The organism is Streptomyces sp. NRRL F-5727, assembly GCF_000719555.1.
Lineage (GTDB): Bacteria > Actinomycetota > Actinomycetes > Streptomycetales > Streptomycetaceae > Streptomyces.
Window position 1 is genome coordinate 1 of the sequence record NZ_JOGX01000029.1, and the last position, 17124, is coordinate 17124.

The 17124-nt window shown below is 65.4% G+C and carries 6 protein-coding genes; 2 read left to right on the top strand and 4 right to left on the bottom strand.

Annotated features, from left to right (window positions below):
* Positions 1-217: 217 nt before the first annotated feature.
* The 4 genes from IF73_RS41075 to IF73_RS0120200 all read right to left on the bottom strand — a co-directional run bounded on the left by IF73_RS41075 (position 218) and on the right by IF73_RS0120200 (position 13003).
* Positions 218-619, bottom strand: coding sequence for a hypothetical protein (locus IF73_RS41075; protein ID WP_158822065.1), 402 nt, complete (start codon positions 617-619; stop codon positions 218-220).
* On the bottom strand, positions 619-7509 hold the full coding sequence (locus tag IF73_RS0120190; protein ID WP_158822067.1) for an RHS repeat-associated core domain-containing protein: 6891 nt from the start codon (positions 7507-7509) through the stop codon (positions 619-621). Before IF73_RS0120190 ends, IF73_RS41075 begins: the two co-directional genes overlap by 1 nt.
* Positions 7510-7682: 173 nt before the next feature.
* Positions 7683-11330, bottom strand: a complete 3648-nt coding sequence (locus IF73_RS0120195) for a LamG domain-containing protein (RefSeq protein WP_031010005.1) — start codon at positions 11328-11330, stop codon at positions 7683-7685.
* A gap of 65 nt (positions 11331-11395) precedes the next feature.
* Positions 11396-13003, bottom strand: coding sequence for a VCBS repeat-containing protein (locus IF73_RS0120200; protein WP_234338286.1), 1608 nt, complete (start codon positions 13001-13003; stop codon positions 11396-11398).
* A gap of 777 nt (positions 13004-13780) precedes the next feature.
* Here IF73_RS0120200 and IF73_RS0120205 point away from each other — a divergent pair.
* Together IF73_RS0120205 and IF73_RS0120215 are read left to right on the top strand one after the other, a co-directional pair.
* Positions 13781-14773 (top strand): glycerophosphodiester phosphodiesterase, encoded by a 993-nt coding sequence (locus IF73_RS0120205; RefSeq protein ID WP_078868162.1) that lies wholly within the window; start codon positions 13781-13783, stop codon positions 14771-14773.
* A gap of 556 nt (positions 14774-15329) precedes the next feature.
* Positions 15330-16883 (top strand): VCBS repeat-containing protein, encoded by a 1554-nt coding sequence (locus tag IF73_RS0120215; protein ID WP_031010012.1) that lies wholly within the window; start codon positions 15330-15332, stop codon positions 16881-16883.
* Positions 16884-17124 lie beyond the last annotated feature (241 nt).

Genomic DNA, 17124 nt, shown 5'->3' on the forward strand with positions numbered 1-17124 from the left:
GAGAGAGCCGGTCCTGCCCGGGTAGAGTCAGAGCTTGCCGGTCGCGGCTTCGCGGGCGTAGAGGTCGGGACGCCCGTCGCTGTTCATGTCTCCGACGCCCCTCTGTGCCGCACCTGTTCGCTGACGTTGCCGTCAACTACTGCCGTCAGACGCTCCAGAGGCCCCACCGGAAATAGATCCGGTGGGGCCTTTACTGAGCTATTGGCGAGAATATTCGTCAGTCACCATCAAGCATCTTTTCGACTGCCGCCTTGATTGCTTCCAACGCCCCATCATCCACTGTGAGTGGCGCTGCGAGCGTTTCGACCCAGTGCCGTATTTCGGCCTCGGTTAGGTCTCGCCAACGCGGATGCATAGCAGCTCTGTGTGCAATGATCCGCCAGCGATGCTGGTGCTGCGAGAGTCGATACCAGTCAGCCTGTTTCTGCGCTCGTCCTGGCGTTGAGCTCGAACGCAATCCCGAGATCAGACTTTCGCGAAGACGATTCAGCGCCGACGCATAGACCGGACTCCCGTTGAGCACGTCCGTGTCATCGGAGAGCTCAAATTTGAGCTCCATACCGGCACGGAGCAGCATCTCCACCTGGGCAAAGTTGTCGAACTCGACCAGCTCTGACATCAGAAGGGGTTCCTTCCGTGGAAGAGAACGTTCCCCGCCGGGATCTTCAACGAGCCTCTCGTAATCAGCTCATTTGGCTGAGATCCCGGCCCAAGCTCGACACCTTCAGGCATTCGGAAGGCGAACATGTAGTCAGCCTTTCCTGCATACATCGGGTTACCAATGAATATGTTCTGCTCGATCTCTGCCGGGCTTCCAATTTCCTGGGTCACATGGACCTTTCCGGCGGAGTTGGCGCCAATCCTGAGACTGCCATCATCGGCCAAAATCCCACTGTGTCCTCCCTCGCTCGTGTAATGGAAGTAGACATTGTCATCGAGATTATCGACAACGTTCCCGACGTCATGAGTCGCCGCATTATTGCAGTTGTGAACGAGTACCGGCGTGGCCCCCGCCAGCACATAGTACGTGTGGACGTCGGTCAGGGTGAGGTCATGCGTACGCTGGCGCTTATCGTAGCGGGCGACCCCTGTGACCTTGGCGGTTCCTCCCTTGGAGGTTCGCAGGGTCATGCCTGGCTTGAGGTCGCCGGCTTCGATCCAGGCGTTGGCGGAGACAACCCAGAAGGGGTGGGTGGTCGTGGAGGTCAGTTGTTCTTCTGTCCCGGTGTCGCGTGTGGCGATCTTCAGGTCGACGAAGTGCTTGTCGTCCTCGGTGATGATGGTTCCGGCTACGACACGGACGGAAGTTTCGTTTGCTTCGGGGTCAGTGACGGTGAGCCTGTCTCCGGGTTTCACTTCCTCGATGGGTTTGGTAGTGCCGTCTTCAGTGAGGACGCTTGTTCCCGGCAGGAAGCTATGGTTACTCTCGGTGAGACATCCATCCTTTCCGCTTCCAGACTTCGTTTTGGCTACGCGGGCCTTGGCTGCCTCAAGAGCCTTTTCCGCCTTCGTGACGGCCTTCGAAGCAGCCATCCATTCGAAGGCGCCTTCGATGATTTCATCGACGAGGCCGGTGATTCGCATCGCCAGTTCGGCGCCCTTTTCCCAGTTCCAGGGCATGCCGTACTTGGCGAGGACCTTTCCGGCGATTCCTCCGGCGAAGCTGCCGGCAATGTTGAGAACGGATTCGCCGCACGACGCAAGGTTGCCGGTGGTGAGGCAGTCCAGGGCGGCTGGGATCCCTAGCTCGTCCGCGACAATTGTCGCTACCTCTTCTGCGGCCTTCTGAATCTTCTGTGTGGCCCGGTCGTACTGCCCCTCGGCTGCTTCCTTGCTCTCTTCAGCCTCCTCGACCGCCGGATCCTTTTCTTCTTCGGCAGGAATCAGCCCTTGTGTCGCCGCATCGATGACGTCGGCAGCCGCTCTCTTAACTCCTGAGACAAGTGTGGAAAGAATGTCCCAGAGTCCGGATGGGTCACTGCGTGTGACAGGGCTGTTGCTCGCGTATGCGTAGCCGTTGATCTGCTGGGGTCGGGTGTGGTCGATGAGGGGGTCGACGGAGATGAATTTGCCCAGTTGTGGGTCGTATTCGCGTGCGCCGAGGTGGGTGAGGCCGGTGGAGGCGTCCGCGGTTCCGCCGACGAATCCCTTGTCGCCGATCCAGGGGCCGCTGGGGGTGCCGCGGTTGAGGCCGTAGGGGTCGAAGCGGCGCTGGGTGACGGCTCCTGTGGTGGAGTCGATGGCGACGTCGCTGGTGCCGTGGTGGTCGGAGGCCAGGAAGGAGAGTTTGCCGTCGGAGGTGCGGACGGCGATGGTCTGGCCGGCGTGGGTGTAGTAGCGGGTGCCCTTGACGGTGGAGCTGCCGTTGGTTACGGAGAGTTCCATGCCGGGCAGGTACACGGTGGTGGTGGAGGGGTCCTTGCGGACGATCCGGTTGCCTTCGGCGTCGTAGAGGAACGTGGTCTGGCCGGCGACGCTGGTGACGCTGGTGGGCTTGCCTGTGGCATCCCAGGTGATGTTCTGGGTGTCGCCGGCGATGACGCGTTTGGTGGTGTTGCCGGAGGCGTCGTATTCGTAGGTGGACTGGCGGTCGCCGGTCGGAGTCTTCTCCAGGACGCGGGTCACCTGGTGAGGGTCAGTGCCCTGGATGCCCGTGCCGTAGGTGTAGGTGCGGGTGATGTCCTTCGTCTCATCCAGGGAGATGTCGTGGATGGTCTCGGACGTGCGGTTCCCGATGGAGTCGACCCGGTATTCCTTCCAGTAGGGGGCCGGGCCGCCCAGGGGTGTGGTGCCGGGTGCCGCTTCACATGCCTTGGGCATGGAGCCGGTCACGGTCACGCGTGTGCCTACGGTGCCGCTGCCTGTGGCGTCGGCGTCGGTTGCAGCGGCCGGGGTCCATGCGTGGGTGAGGCTCTGCCGACCGTCGTAGCGGAAGCACTGGACGTCGTTCGACACCGGTCCGGAGACGTCCGAGATGGAGAGGACGTTGCCGGCCTGGTCGTAGGAGTAGTTGGACTGCTTGGCCGTGGATGAGGCGAGGTAGACGTCGGTGGACGCCTGCGTGAGGCGGTCGGTGCCCTTCTCGTACTGGTAGGTGTTCCAGACCTTCTTACCGCTGCCGTCGTGGAGTTCCAGCTGCTGCACGTGGCTTCTGCTGGAGTAGATGGTGTTGGTGACGTAGCTGGTCGCGCCGGTCAGGGTGGTGGGCCGCTGGAGCGTGTCGTAGGAGGTGACGAGAGGCTCGGCGGGAAGGCCGCCTGCGGCGGGAAGGGAGGTGCCCTGCAGCGTTCCGTCGGTGTTGTAGGTGTTGTCGTAGACGTAGAGGCCGGCCAGTGCGCCCTGGGAGGCGGGGATGGTGTATCCGGTCCTCAGAGGGCGGTAGAGGGAGTCGACGACCTGGATGGTGGTGGCGAAGTACTCGGTCGGTGAGGTGTATCGCCGCGTCGAGTAGGCCATGCCGAGTCGGCCGGAGGTGTCGTAGAGGGTTTCGGTGAGTTTGGTTCCAGTGGTGGGGTCTCCTTCCCAGGTGAGGGTGGGGCGGGAGAGCTTGTCGTACTGGGTGGAGACCTTCTTGTTACGGGCGTCGTAGCTGGCAACCGGGCGGTCGAGTTCGTCGTACTCGGTGCGTGAGGTTCCGGCGTCGGGGTCGACGGCCTTAGTCTTGCGGCCGAGCTGGTCGTACTCGTAGCGCCAGACGTTGCCCTGGGCGTCGGTGACGGTTTCGAGCTGGCCGTTGCGGGTGTAGGTGTACTTCGTCTCGTCCGGGGTGCCGAGAGCGGGGTCGGGCCGGTCGCCCTGGTAGTGGAGCAGGCTGGTGGTGCGTCCCTCGGCGTTTGTCACCGTCGTGGTCGCCCTGCCGCCGGTCGGCGGGTCGACCGTGGTCTTCTCACCGTCGTAGGTGGTGGTGGTGCGCCACTGTTCGTCGCCGGAGATGTCGAAGATCTCGGCGGTGATCCGGCCGAGTCCGTCGTACTCGAAGCGGTTCTGGGCTCCGACGGCTCCGTTGGCTCCGGTGGTCAGTTCGTGGAGTTCACCGGAGGGCGCGCCGGCTGCGCTGTAGGTGGCGTTGGTCTTCTTGACCTTGCCGGTGCCGTTGTACCAGGTGTCGGCGACGAGTCGGGTGCCGTCGACCCCCTGGGTCTGGATCTGACGTCCGCGCAGGAGGCTGTCGTAGAGCTCGTACTCAGAGCCGTAGGTGCCGTCGTTCTTGAGCTTTTCGGTGCGGATCCAGGTGGGTTTGTCCTTTCGCTGGTTGTAGGTGTACTTGATGCTCGGTGACGACGGGGCCTGGATCTTCAACCGGTCGGGCAGCCAGACCGAAGTGATACGGCCGAGGGCGTCACGGGCCAGGTCGGTGCGCTTGCTGTTGGGGTCGGTCTGTCCGGTGGGCTGTCCCCACGCGGGGGCGTAGTCGGTGGTGGTGATGTGGCCGAGGGCGTTGGTGACTGTGGCTTGGGTTGCGAGGCCGTTGACCTGGGTGTAGGCGGTCTTGGTCTCGTTGAGTTTGGCGTCCTTCTGCCACAGGATGCGCCCGTAGGCGTCGTAGCCGCTGGTGCCGGTGGTCTGGTAGGTGGCGGTGGTTCCGTCGTGGGCGGTCAGTCGCTGGGTCTGGGTGACGTCGCCCTTGGTGGGTGCGGCGTCGAAGACGCCTGCGTCGTAGAAGGTGCGCTCGTCGGTGAGGACCTGGGTCTTGCGATCGGGGGTGGTGGCGCAGTTGACGGTGACGACCTCGCTGCGGCTGGGCAGGGAGAGGATGTTCTCGTCAAGGTTGTCTGCGTACCAGAGCCGGGTGCAGGTGTCGTCCGCGGTGGTGGAAACGTCACCGAGGCCGTCGATCTGGGTGGTGCGGCCTGTTCGTGTTGCGGTGTCGAAGGTGGGGACGGTTTTCGTCTCGCGCCAGGTGTCGTTCGACAGGAGTGAGAAGGCGCGTGTGGTGCGGGGTTTGACGATCGCGGCGTAGGTCTTGCCCCAGGTGGGTGAGAAGGTCGCCGTGACGTGCTTCCACGGCTCGCTGATCGTGTGGGAGACGAGCTTGGAACCGTCGTAGGTGAATGACTCTAGTTCGTGGCCGGCGAATTCCTCGGCGTCGGTGTACGTGGTGTTCTTGGAGTCGCTGACTTCGATGCTGCGTGTTCCGCCGGTGGAGTCGGTGTCGCCATCCATTCCCTGCAGGTAGTGGTAGTCGACGCGGGTGGTCTGTCGGTCGGCGGTGCCGCTGGTGACGGTGACCTTGTCGTAGCCCTGCCAGTTGCTCCAGGTCAGGAACTTGGTGTCGGTTATGCCGTCCGGCTTGCTCTTGCGCCAGGCGCCTTTGCCGTTGTCGTAGTTGTAGCGGGTGACCAGGCTGTCGCTGCCGCCGGTGCGGTCGGTCTGGATGATCTCGGCGACGACGTACTTGTGGAACCAGTCGGTCTCCGGTTCGATCTTGCCGGGCGGTGCCCACACGACGGGATAGCAGCGCTTGGTTGAGGCGCCGGGGGTGGGCAGAGCGCTCGCGTCGCACTCAGGGGCGGCGTAGTTGACGTCGAGCTGTGCTCCGGTGTCGCTCAGGACCATGGCGAGGCGGGGACGATAGAAGGCCGCAGTGTTGTCGCCGACCGCGTCTACCCGGTTGCGGAACTGTTCGCTGAAGAGCTCGACCTCGGGGAGCTGGACGGCTGTGCCTGCCCTGCCCTCGTGCTGGATCTTGGACAGCCACAGGGCTTTCGAGGTGTCGCCGTTGTCGGTGAAGGTGTGGGTCAGGTTCCAGCGGTCCACGTCCTGGTAGGTCGTGGCGTCCTTGAGCATCTGAGTGTTGATGGTGCCGACACGCTTGCTGGTCCAGAACGTCTGGCCAACGGTGCAGGGGGTGTTGGCCTTGCACTCCTGGTCCACTGGCGTGTCGGGCCAGTAGGCGGCGTTGGCCGTGGAGCGCTTGGATTCGTGGCAGTCGAACTGGGTGTCCGGAAGGCAGCGCTCGGGGAGGATGAAGGTGACGCGTGCGGGGGCTTTGCCGGCGTAGACCTGGCCGTCGCGCTGACCGTAGTCGATGCGCTTGAGGAAGCCGCCGCGGTGGTAGGCGGTGCCGTTGACGTCCGTTTTGCCGTTGAGGGCGTAGTAGTTCGTCTCTGGCTGGTAGAAGTAGGACATCACGTTGCCGTGGGTGTCCTTGACGTAGTCGAGGCTCCAGCGCCATGCCTGGTTGCAGTGGGCGTTGGCGAAGGTGGTGTTGTAGCAGGGTTCGCCGGAGTCGTCGCCGAAGACGGGGGCGGTCCAGACCGACCTGGTCTCTTCGTTGCCTGTCTGCCAGCCGGGCAGGTGGTTCAGGCCGAAGTAGTACTCCGTGCCATTAGACGTGATGATGCGCCAGTATTCGTTGTTATCGTCGGCGTTCTCGGTGTTGACAAGCTTGTCGACCGTGGCGCCGCTGTCATTGGACAGGTGCCACTTCTTGGTGGTGGTGTCCTTGACGAGCTGGCTGGACTGGCCCTCCAGCATGACGGTGGCGTTGTCGTAGGCCCAGCACTGCTCTCCAGAGCCGGTGTGGCCGTCCTGGGCGCAGGGCTTGTAGCGGCGTTCGATGTATCCGGGCTCGTAGCTGAAGCCCTCACCGATCCAGGAGCCCTGGTTGTTGGTTGCGGAGGTGCGGCCGTCGGCCGACTGCGAGGTGTAGCTCAGTCCCAGGCTCGGGGTCAGGCCGCCCGGGGTGGGCACCGTGCGCAGGGGGTAGTTCCATGAGAACCCGCCGGAGGAGGCCGACACGGTCCAGCTGGCCGAGGGTGCGAGCGGGGTGGCCTTGTAGTCGCCCTGGGCGGACGACGGGCCGGCCGCCACCGCGATCAGGGAGACATCACCGGTATTCATCGTGGACATGCCGGAGGAGTCCGGGGCCACGGTGACATCGGCCGACAGGACGTTGGTGGTGGTGTCGTTGCGGGTGGGCAGGATCTTGGGCTGTTCAGGGCACTTCTCACTGCCGGGTGTCGCGACGGCGGCGCAGGCAGGAAGTTGTATGAGGTTGAGGCGGGAGCCGTAGGAGCCGCCAAAGCCTTCGCTGAAGGTGGAGTAGTCGACGTTGAGGCGGACCTTGGCGGGTTTGGCGCCGCCGTCGGACCGTTCCACTCCGAACACGGCTGCAGCACCCAGGGCTGCGGCTCGCTTGGGGTCGAGAACGTCGACCCCGATCTTTTCGGGAATCTCGTGCGGCACGGTGAGGCGGGAAGCACCGATCGCTGCCGAGTGCTGAGGTGCTTGTGCAGAGATCGGCAGGGCGCCAGCCTTGGCCGCGGACTGCTTCTCGCCGGCGGCGGCGACGTTCACTTCCGCGTGTGCCTGGGTCGGCCAGGTCGCGGGGTCGAGTTTGGTGACCGTCGGCGTGCGGCCGGGTGGGTTGGGTCGCTTGCTTGCCGGGGCGTCCTTGCCGACCACGGGGTCGCCCATATCCTGGACGTCAGGGCGCTTGGTGCGCTGATCTGCTGCAAAGGACACTTGCTGGATCGAGGTGGCGGACAGCAGCAGAACAAGACTCACTGCTGTGCCGCGCAGAGCGCTTCTTGGTATTCGGCGGTTCAACAAACGGCCTTGGAAACGCATCGGTGCTCCACTTCTCGTGGGTATGGGCGTGAAGGAGGGCGGGAGGGGCATGTTGCCCCTCCCGCACCGTCACGTGTGGGTCTGGCTGCTGCCTGTACTCCGGCGGGCGACTACCACTCGCCGTGCTCGCCGAACTCGCCGGTCTGGTTCAACTGCATGACGCCGGTGAGGTCGGCTGCGCCGTTGTAGACCCGGACCTCATCGATGAGGCCGGAGAAGTACTCGGGTGCGCCCACAAGGGACCTACCGACCTGGAGTCCTCGGGTGGCGGCCCACAGGGTGGTGTCCCTGCGTACGGCCCTGGAGGCGTCGAGCTGGCCATCGACGTAGAGACGGATCTCGTTGGCTACGGCGTCGTAGACCACGGCGAGATGCTGCCCCAGGCCATCCGTGTCCGGAAGGCGCACGCCATCGGCCAGACTCCTCTCAGCCGGTGCGACTGCGTCGTCCTTCTCCGCCACCACCACCGTCCAGCGGGCATCGGCGATCCCATCGGGGCCTGGCTTGTACAGGACCTTGATCCGGTTGGCGTTGTTACCGGGAAGCGACAGCACCGTCTGGGGCGCCGTGCTCAGTGCGGCAAGCCGGACGCGGGCCGTGATGGTGAAGCTCCCCGCGCCGGTGATCGGTGCGGTCGCGGTCGATGCGTAGGCGCCGGCTCCGTTCAGCTTCAGGTGGCCGGTACCGACGAGGCCCCCGCCCATTTCTGTATTCGGCTGTTCGATCAGCGCGCCGCCGGCGAGGGTGAGTGGCTGGCCACCCGCGAACTCCGGCGAGGTGATGCTGTCGGGGCTGGTGGTGTTCAGCTGCCAGTAGCCCTTGCGTACGGGCCTGACCGTCATCAGTTCTGCGACCTGTGCGGCCGGGAGGATGCGGTCGAAAACCCGGACTTCTGCCATGTCCCCGTTGAAGAAGTCACGGTAGCCGCTCTTGGCGATGGTCCGGCCGATCTGCAGGTCACCGTAGGACTGCCAGACCGAGCGGCGGACGGCAGTCGCCTTGAGGTCCTTGTTGACGTAGAGCCGCAGCTCCGGGGTGCTGACGGTGGTGGCGTCATAAACGCCGGTCAGCAAGACCCACTGGTCCTTGATCGGTGTGACGCTGGCTGCCGTGGCCTTCCATTCGCCGAGCGAGTCGACGTCAGAGCCGGCCGAGGAGAAGAACCACTTCTTTGTGGTGGCGTCATAGCCGAGGACGAAACCAGGTTCGCCGGTGCCGTCCTGGCTGATGACGGTCATGTTCTTGTCCAACGCGGTGGGACGTACCCATGCGCTGACGGTGAAGCTTCGGGCGGTGTTCAGGACGGTTTCTGCGGTGTCGAGGTAGGCACCGGAGGTGCCGTCGAAGTTGGCGGCGAAGTCGATCGGTCCGCCGGGTCCCTCCTTTTGGAATGACACGCCGGGGCCTGGATCAGCGGGGTGCTTCGTGGTCTCGTCGTGGGCTTCGGTGCTTCCCGCTTTCTCTGCCAGGTTCCACTGGCCGACCACCGGACGGCCGTCGTTGACGAGGAAGTCGTAGCGACTTACAGCACTGGGATTGCCGGCTCTATCGACCGCCATGACCTCCACCCAGTGTCGGCCGGCGGTAGTGGGAGTCCATTGCACGGTGGCCGATTTGTCTGAAGCGGTGGTGGCGATAGTGCTGGTGGGAGTTGCGTCGCTGTCGAAGGCGTAGCGGTAGCTGACGACATCGCTGTAGGTCCCGACGCTGGTCCATCGGCCGGGGCCGAAGCGGAAGGTGCCCGTATTGCCGACGCCGTCCCACCAGATCGAGTGCTTCGGGCTGAGCTCGGGGTACTCAGGTGATGAGACTTTCGGCGCAGGCGGATGGGTGGAGTCGTAGATGAATTCACATCGCTCTGTCCCCTCGCCGTCTGTGCTCCACGGTCCCCAGCCGTCCCCGTCCCATGCCTTGACGTTCCATGAGACGACGGTGTTCTCGGGAACGGAGGACTTCACGGTGTGCTCGAAGGGTGTTTCGCTGGTGGGGGCAGCGTACGGGGTGTCGTACTCGTAGTACGTCTCGGTGGTGGATCCGGCGGGCTTCCAGTGGACTCGGAACCGCACCTTCACCTTGTCGGTGCGTGCGCTGGTGTGATCCGGGTCTGTGGCATAAACACGCAGCTTCGGGCGCTCTTCGAGGTAGGGGCGTGCGGCTCCCCACTTGCATGCGCCGCCCGGGTTGGACGACATCTTGCTGATCGGTATCTGCCTGGGCAGGGTGTTGTAGTTGACGGACAGGAAGGCGTTGCCGCAGATGCGCTTCCATTCTTGAAAGCGGGTCTCGTCGGCGGCCTTGAGGCCGAAGGTGATCTGGTCCCAGTCCTGGTCGGCAGCGGTCCTGATCTCGGTGGTCAGTTCGCCGCTGGCGCCTCCTTCGAAGTGGAGGTTGGCCGAAGTGGCTGCGCTTGAGCAGCTGGTGGGCGATATGGCCTGGTTCACCGTCTGGAGGTGGTCGGACCACTCGTCCTTGGTGCTGTTCCAGTCGTCCGTCGAGGTCAGCATGCGGTTTTTGCCGCCGACGCGGTACAGGTGGATCGGTTCCGGGGTGGGCGTGGCGCTGTAGATGTGGGCGACCTCTGCGGAGAAGGTGGCGCCCAGGATCTGCTTGCCCTTGTAGAAGGAGACCGGCATCGTGAACATGAGGCGGCGGACGCCGACTCCGTTGCAGGAAACGGGGTTGTAGTCGGTGGGGCAGCGGCCGACTCCGGCGTGGCCGGAGTACTGCCAGTCCTGCTCGTCGGGAAATCCGCTCATCACGCCGGTCCACAGGGAGCGGCTGGTGGTGCGGGGGATGGGGTCGATGACGACGGGGAAGACGGTCTTGTCTCCGTCGAGCATCTTCTGGTCGGGCGTCAGGGTGAGCTGATCCTGCTCGACGTCGACGGTCAGTTCGGTTTCCTTGCCGCCGCCGAGCGGGCCTTCGAAGGGTGTCTTCTTCGCGGTTTCGGCTGTGGCGAGCGCCTTGGCGACAGCGGCCTTGCCCTGGGGCTTGGCCTGCTGTTCGACAACGGAGGCGGAGTCCCACATGGACGGGGCGCCAGCTTCGAAGACGGTTCCGCCCGCGCCTGGGTCCTTGGCGACGAGAGCGCCCGAGGGGGTCTTTGCCACCTTGAGCCCGTCGGTCTTCATGCCGAGTTCGATGCGGTCCAGCCGCGGGTCTGCGGCAGCCTCGCGAGTTTTGACCACCAGCAGGTGGGCGAAGCCGTCGGATTCGGCACGGACCACCAGGTCGACGCCTCGGATGGCATCGGGGTAGGTGAGGCTGTCGCCCTGGACGTGGGGGGCGGGCAGCCGGCCGTAGGGCCAGGTGAGGGAGAGCTTGCGGCCAGCACGTTCCATGGTGACGAACGGTTCGCCAGCTTCGCCGTTGGAGAAGGCCAGGCCGATCGTGGCCGCCTCGGGGGTCCATTGTCCGGCCTCGTTGCGGATCAGTGTGGTGTCCACGTCGACCCATTTGCCGTCCTTGGCCGCGTAGAGCGGTTGGGCGTACTCGCGTGCGGTGAAGGTGCCGTCGGGGTTGGCGAAGACCTGTCGGCGTTCGGCCCTTTGGGACGTGATCTCGACTGCTTCGCCGGTCTCCTTCGCCTTCTTCAGCGCCTCGCTGCCGCTCGGTGCGGACGTGGTGGGCGGGGGGGTCTCGGCTGCGGAGGTCCAGGGCGCTGCGCCTGCGGGGGCCACGCCGATGAGCGCTCCAGCCAGGACGGTGCTCGACAGGGCTGCTGCCAGCAGCCCGGCGCCCTTGCGTCTTCCTGTCATTACGCGGCTCCGCGGCACTCGGCCTGTTTCCCCGCCGCTTCGGGGGGACGGGTTCGTTGTGGTCTTCATCGGATCTTGGCCCCCAGCGCCTTGCCGTTGGCGGCCAGGCCGTTGGTGCCAGGCAGGAGGCGATCCGCAGGGGCTCCGCCGGCAGGCGTGTTCCAGGTGTACTTCTCGATGCCACGGAAGGCGACGGGACCGTAGGCGATTCCGACGTGGAGGTGGCTGGGGACGGCGGCGAGGCTCTGCCCCATGTAGCGGTCTTCCTGGTCGGCGATCGGGGTGTCAGGTCCGGGTGCGAGCCAGCTGTCCGATGCGCCGGGTGCGCCGACCATGGGAACGATGCTGACGGCGCCTGCGTCGGTAGCTCCCGAGCCGGAGTCCTCACCAGGAACACCAATAGCGAGGCGGACGGTCGAGCCGGTCGACACCGTGCTCGGCGAGGTGTTGATCGCGGCCAGCTCGTGGCCGAAGCGGTCACCGGCCTCGTCGGTGCCCGTCACCTCCGGCGTCATCTGGGAGATCCAGTTCAGTTCGGTGAACGTTCCGGCTGCCGTGATCCGGAAGATCTGCACGGCTCCGGTATCTCTCACGCCGCCGTTGTCCTCACCCGGGATACCGACGGCGAGGAGAGACTCGTTGGTCGAGCTCGCGCCGCTGGGCCGGTAGGGGGCCATGGCTAGACCGGTGGCGAAGTTGTCACCGGTCTCCTCGTACTCCGAGACGTTGTCCTGGTCCTGGCCCATGCCGAACAGCGGCTTGGGCTGGCCGTTGACCAGCGTGTGGCTGAAGACCGCGGCAGCGCCGGCGAAGGTGTAGGACCCCAGGGCCTCGCCGGGCATGCCGACGGCGAAATGGTTGGGGGACGCCGCGACGGACGCGCCGAACTGGTCGTCCTGCTCCGTGCCGCCCGGCACGTCTCCGCCTGCCGTGGTGTCCTGGTTGAAGGCGGCCACCGCCCGGTTGATGCCGTGGATGTAGGCGGCTCCACCGGCGTCCTGGTCCGTTCCGATGGCTTCGCCGGGGAACCCGGCGACGAGGAAGGGGACGCCCGCTGCCGTCTCGCCGGCGGCCAAGGCGTAGCCGACGTAGTCGCCGGCCTCGGCTGCGCCGCCGAGGGGGCGGCCTTCGCCCTGCCAGTACTCGGTGACGCCGTCACCGGCTCCGAGGCCGGCTGTGGAGCCGTGGATGATCTGGATCATGCCCGCGTCCGAGGCGACGCCGGTGAGGTTCCCGGCCGTGTCTCTGATGTCGATGTCCTCATACGGAAGGCCGACCGCGACATCGCTGCAGCCGTCCTGGTTCTCGTCGTAGACGGCGAGCTCATATCCGAACTGGTCGCCCTGCTCGGCGGCTCCCGGTATGCCAGGGGAGTCCTGGTTGATGCGCAGGGAGCCTTTGCCGCCGCCGTAGACGACGGTGATCTCGCCCGCGTCTGCCTGACTGCCGACGGGCGCCTCCGGATCGGCGACGACGAGGTCTCGGATGCCGTCTCCGTTGAAGTCGCTCTCCACCCCGGACGGACACGCGACGGCAGCAGCAGCGGGGGAAGCCCCCGCACCAAGGCCGGCGGCCGCGACAAGCAGGGCAATCGCGGGGGCAGCCCAGCGGCGCTGCCCCCGGCCCAGGTTCCGCGATCGCCCAGAGAGAGGTGGCGCCTCTCCGAATCTCACTCTCATACTCTTCCTAGCTGTGTGTCATTGCGGATACGGGCGCGGGGGCGCCCGGAAGGATGCCTGGCGGACAGAGGCCATCCGTAGAAGGGCAGTTCTCGGCAAGGCGGCTGGATGCAGCACGAAATGCCCGCACAAGGCGGACATAGAGAGGGAAAGGCGCGGGGTGGACAAGGCAGCCTTGTGGACGCACGGAACGCAACGGCCGCTGTCGGCGTCTCTTACAGTGAGACGGTCTTCAGGAAAGCCAGATGCGACGGGACGCCTGCAGGGAACCCTGGTCGAACCAACCGTCCCGGAAGCAGGAAAAGAGCCGATACCCTGCATGCCCGAGAGGGACGCCCCAGTCCTCTACTCGCCAATCCTCAGTCGTCGCCGCGCTACTCCCCCGGCAGGAAAGCTGCAACAAACCCGACTCTTTATCACGAAGCCCCCCAGCCCCGGCATCCGTCTAGCCCCCAACATTCATCAAACATTCATGAACGCTCACATCAAACACGCTTGCTGATCACATGACAAGCGAAGGGGAGCGAGGTATTCCACTTATTGGACGAGAGGGATAAACCGCCCATAATGCACCTAAAATTCCGAATCGTGATGTTCTTCTCAATTAGATCAATACATCGATAGAAGGCATTCCCGTCCGTGCTGTGCAACCGGCAGCCCCACCAGAAAGCACCACTCATAAGGCGTCAGACCCGGCCCAACCCACCCTGCCTGCTGCAAGGCCGCCACCTATCAGTGCGCGGATGCGACCGCTTCGGTCGGCGCCCGCACATGAGCAACCCCAAGCCTCCGCAAGCAGAAGAGGGGCTTGCCGTGAAGAGCGGCGCGGTCTGCCGCGTGAAGAAGGCTGGACACGGAAGGCCTGACTGTCCGGCCCGCGTGTTAATGTCCGCCACCGTGACTCCTGTGAGACTTCGGCGGCGGCGCATCGCAGCCACATCGGCCGCCTTCCTGACCGCTGCATTGACCGCATCCTGCTTGGTGACCGACCGGGACTCGGCACCCGCTGCCGCTTCCACCCCGGCGGTGCCGGATGTGATCGCCCACCGAGGTGCCTCATCGGTCGCTCCGGAGAACACCCTGATATCCGGTGAAGTGGCCCGCCGAGCCGGAGTCGACTGGATCGAGAACGATGTCCGGCCCAGCCGGGACGGTGTCCCCTACGTGCTCCACGACGCCACAGTGGACCGGACCACCGACGGCACCGGCCACGTGGGGAAGCTGACCTCGGCACAGATCGACGCCCTGGACGCCGGCTCGTGGTTCGCTCCGGCCTATGCCGGGATTAGGATCCCCACCCTCGCCGCTCAGCTCGCCGACCTGCGAGAACGAGGCGGACGGCTCTTGCTGGACATCACCGGAACCCGCGGGAAGGCCGACATCGAGCGCATCATGCAGACCGTCCAAGAGCAGCAGATGATGGATCGGGTCCTCGTGCAGAGTTTCTTCCCGGAATCGCTCAAGCAGGTCGCTGCCCTGGCACCTCAAGTGCCCAGGGGCCTGCTGCGGGACAAGCTTGACGCGGACCCCGTGGCAGTGGCCAGGGAGCTTGGAGTAACTGCCTACAACATTTCTGACAAATCTCTGGCGACGCGGCCTGAGGTAGTTGCCGAACTGCACGACGCAGGGATATCGGTGAATGTCTGGACCGTGAACGACCCGGCCCGCTGGCAGGCACTCACCGACCTGGGCGTGGACGGAATCATCACAGACCGGTCGACGGACCTGGTGGGCTGGAACGCCGCCCGTACCGAAACCCGCTAGACCTGCACGACTCTTTACCTCTCCTTCTGCAAGGCGACGAAAACGAATCCGTCGTTCGCCCCCCCGGGGGTACCCCTATGTCGGTGGTCGGGTGGCAGTAGTCCTGTCATGAGTGATGCGTGTCTGCTCGGGAAGCGGCGGGCGAGGGCATGCTGCCGTGCGACTTCTGTGGTCACCCGGTCGCGATGGACTCCGTCGACGAACATGACTGTCCTGCGTGCGGCAAGGTGATGAGGATCAGCCCGCTGCGGCGGGTCCACTCATCCTCCAGAGGCTGAACCCGCCGCCGGGCACGTGTGAGGCGGCGTTACCCCTCGGGCCGGCGCCTGACGGCGTACAACCCTTCGACGGAGCGGACCGTCTCACTCCCGGGCAACGTCACCGACCGCGTCCGACACATCCGTTCGTCCTGGGGGATCACTTGACCCGTTCCATCCGCACCCGAGGGCGCCGTCGCGTTCTCGGGGCCGCCCTGTCCGTCCTCGCCTCCTCCGCCGCGCTCACCGCGGTCACGGCGGCACCGGCTCAGGCCGCCGGGGTTGTACCGAAACCCCGCGTGGTCTTCACCGAGTACAGGGACATCGACGGCATCCGTCACAGCACCGTCGTCACGGTCAACGCCGACGGCACCGACCGCCGTACCCTCCTGCCCACCGGCCCCGGCCTGACCAAGGCCGAGATCAGCAGCGTGACCTACTCCCCCGACGGCCTGCGCATGGCCTTCATCAACAACGACGGCTTCGCCGACATCTGGGTCGCCGACGCCAACGGCCTCAACGCACGCCCCGTCCGCATGGACATCGACGAGCCCGACGGCTGGCTCACCGGCCTCGACTGGACACCCGACGGCAAGCAGCTCTACCTGAGCTTCCGGGCCAAGCCGGGCCACGACCGCCTGCACATCATGCGGGTCAACCTCGACGGCAGCGGCCTCGGTTACGTCTTCGCCTCCCCCGAACAGACCTGGGACACCCAGGTCGACGTGGCCTGGGACGGTCGCATAACCTTCCTGCGCGGCAGCTCGATCCACATCTGGGACCCGCGTGTGGGCGGCGCCCCGAAACCCGTCACCTACGGCCTGCACCCCACGTTCTCACCGAACGGTGAGCGGATCACCTTCTCTGCTTATGTCGACAGCGCGTACGACGTCCGCGCCCGCGTCCTGAGCAGTGGCAGCGAGTACTCCCTGTCCAAGGCAAGGAACGTCATGTTCCCTGAGTGGTCCCCGGACGGCTCCCAGGTCGCGTACATCTCCGGCGGCACGGACCAGCAGGCAACCGTCAGCAGCGCGACCGCTCCCGGCAGCACCCCCAAGATTCTCTCGGCCCCCGACACCAGCGCCTCCGATCTCTCGTGGGTCATCCCCCGCGGATGGAACCCCCACGGCACCTTCCGCCGCGACTACAGCGGCGACGGCCGCGCGGACGTCCTTGCCCTGGACCACGCCGGCGTACTGTGGCGCTACGACGGCAACGGAACGGGCGGCCTGAAGCCCCGCGTGAAGATCGGCTGGGGCTGGAAGGGCTACCGCCTCACCGCCGCCGGCGACCTCAACGCCGACGGCCGCCCCGACGCGCTCGCCCAGGACACCACCGGCAACCTCTGGCGCCTCGACGGAACAGCAGACGGCCGCTTCGCGACGAAGGTGAAGATCGGCACCGGCTGGAAAGACCTCAAACTCACCGCAGTAGGAGATCTGACCGGCGACGGCTTCCCGGACGTCCTGGCCACCGACCCCACGGGCACTCTCTGGCAATACGCGGGCGACAGCCGCGGCGGCCTCCAGACCCGCCAGAAGACCGGACACGGCTACACCGGCTACCGCCTCACAGGCATCGGCGCAGTCACCGCGGGCGGCTACCAGAACTACCTCGGCCAGACCCCCACCGGGGACCTCTACCGCTACGAACGGGGCAGCCGATCCAAGATCGGCCAGGGCTGGAAGACCCTCCACCTGACTGGTGCGGGCGACCTCACGGGCGACGGCATACCCGACGTCCTCGCCACCGACCCCGCCGGCACTCTGTGGCGCTACGACGGCGACGGAAAAGGCACCCTGAAAACCCGCGTGAAAATCGGCTGGGGCTGGAACGGCATCACCACATTCTGATCCACTCACAACACCGGCTTGCCCACCCCTCCACATCCTTCGGAAAGGAAACATTCGGCTCCGTGGCTTTGTTCACGTCGTAAGGTTCTGGCTCAACTCCCGTGAAACCCCCGCCGGCCGAGCTCACATCGCCCCTGGGAGAGCTGATGATCTGGCGGTTCACCACCGCTGACAGCCTCAGGCACGGAGGACTGGTACGACTTCACGGAAGTTGCGCCAGAGCCGAAACTCGTGAACAAAG

Bases quoted from the DNA above. Each gene is read 5' to 3' on its own strand.
- IF73_RS41075 (WP_158822065.1), bottom strand. From the start codon at position 619: ATGTCAGAGCTGGTCGAGTTCGACAACTTTGCCCAGGTGGAGATGCTG.
- IF73_RS0120195 (WP_031010005.1), bottom strand. From the start codon at position 11,330: ATGACAGGAAGACGCAAGGGCGCCGGGCTGCTGGCAGCAGCCCTGTCG.
- IF73_RS0120205 (WP_078868162.1), top strand. From the start codon at position 13,781: ATGAGCAACCCCAAGCCTCCGCAAGCAGAAGAGGGGCTTGCCGTGAAG.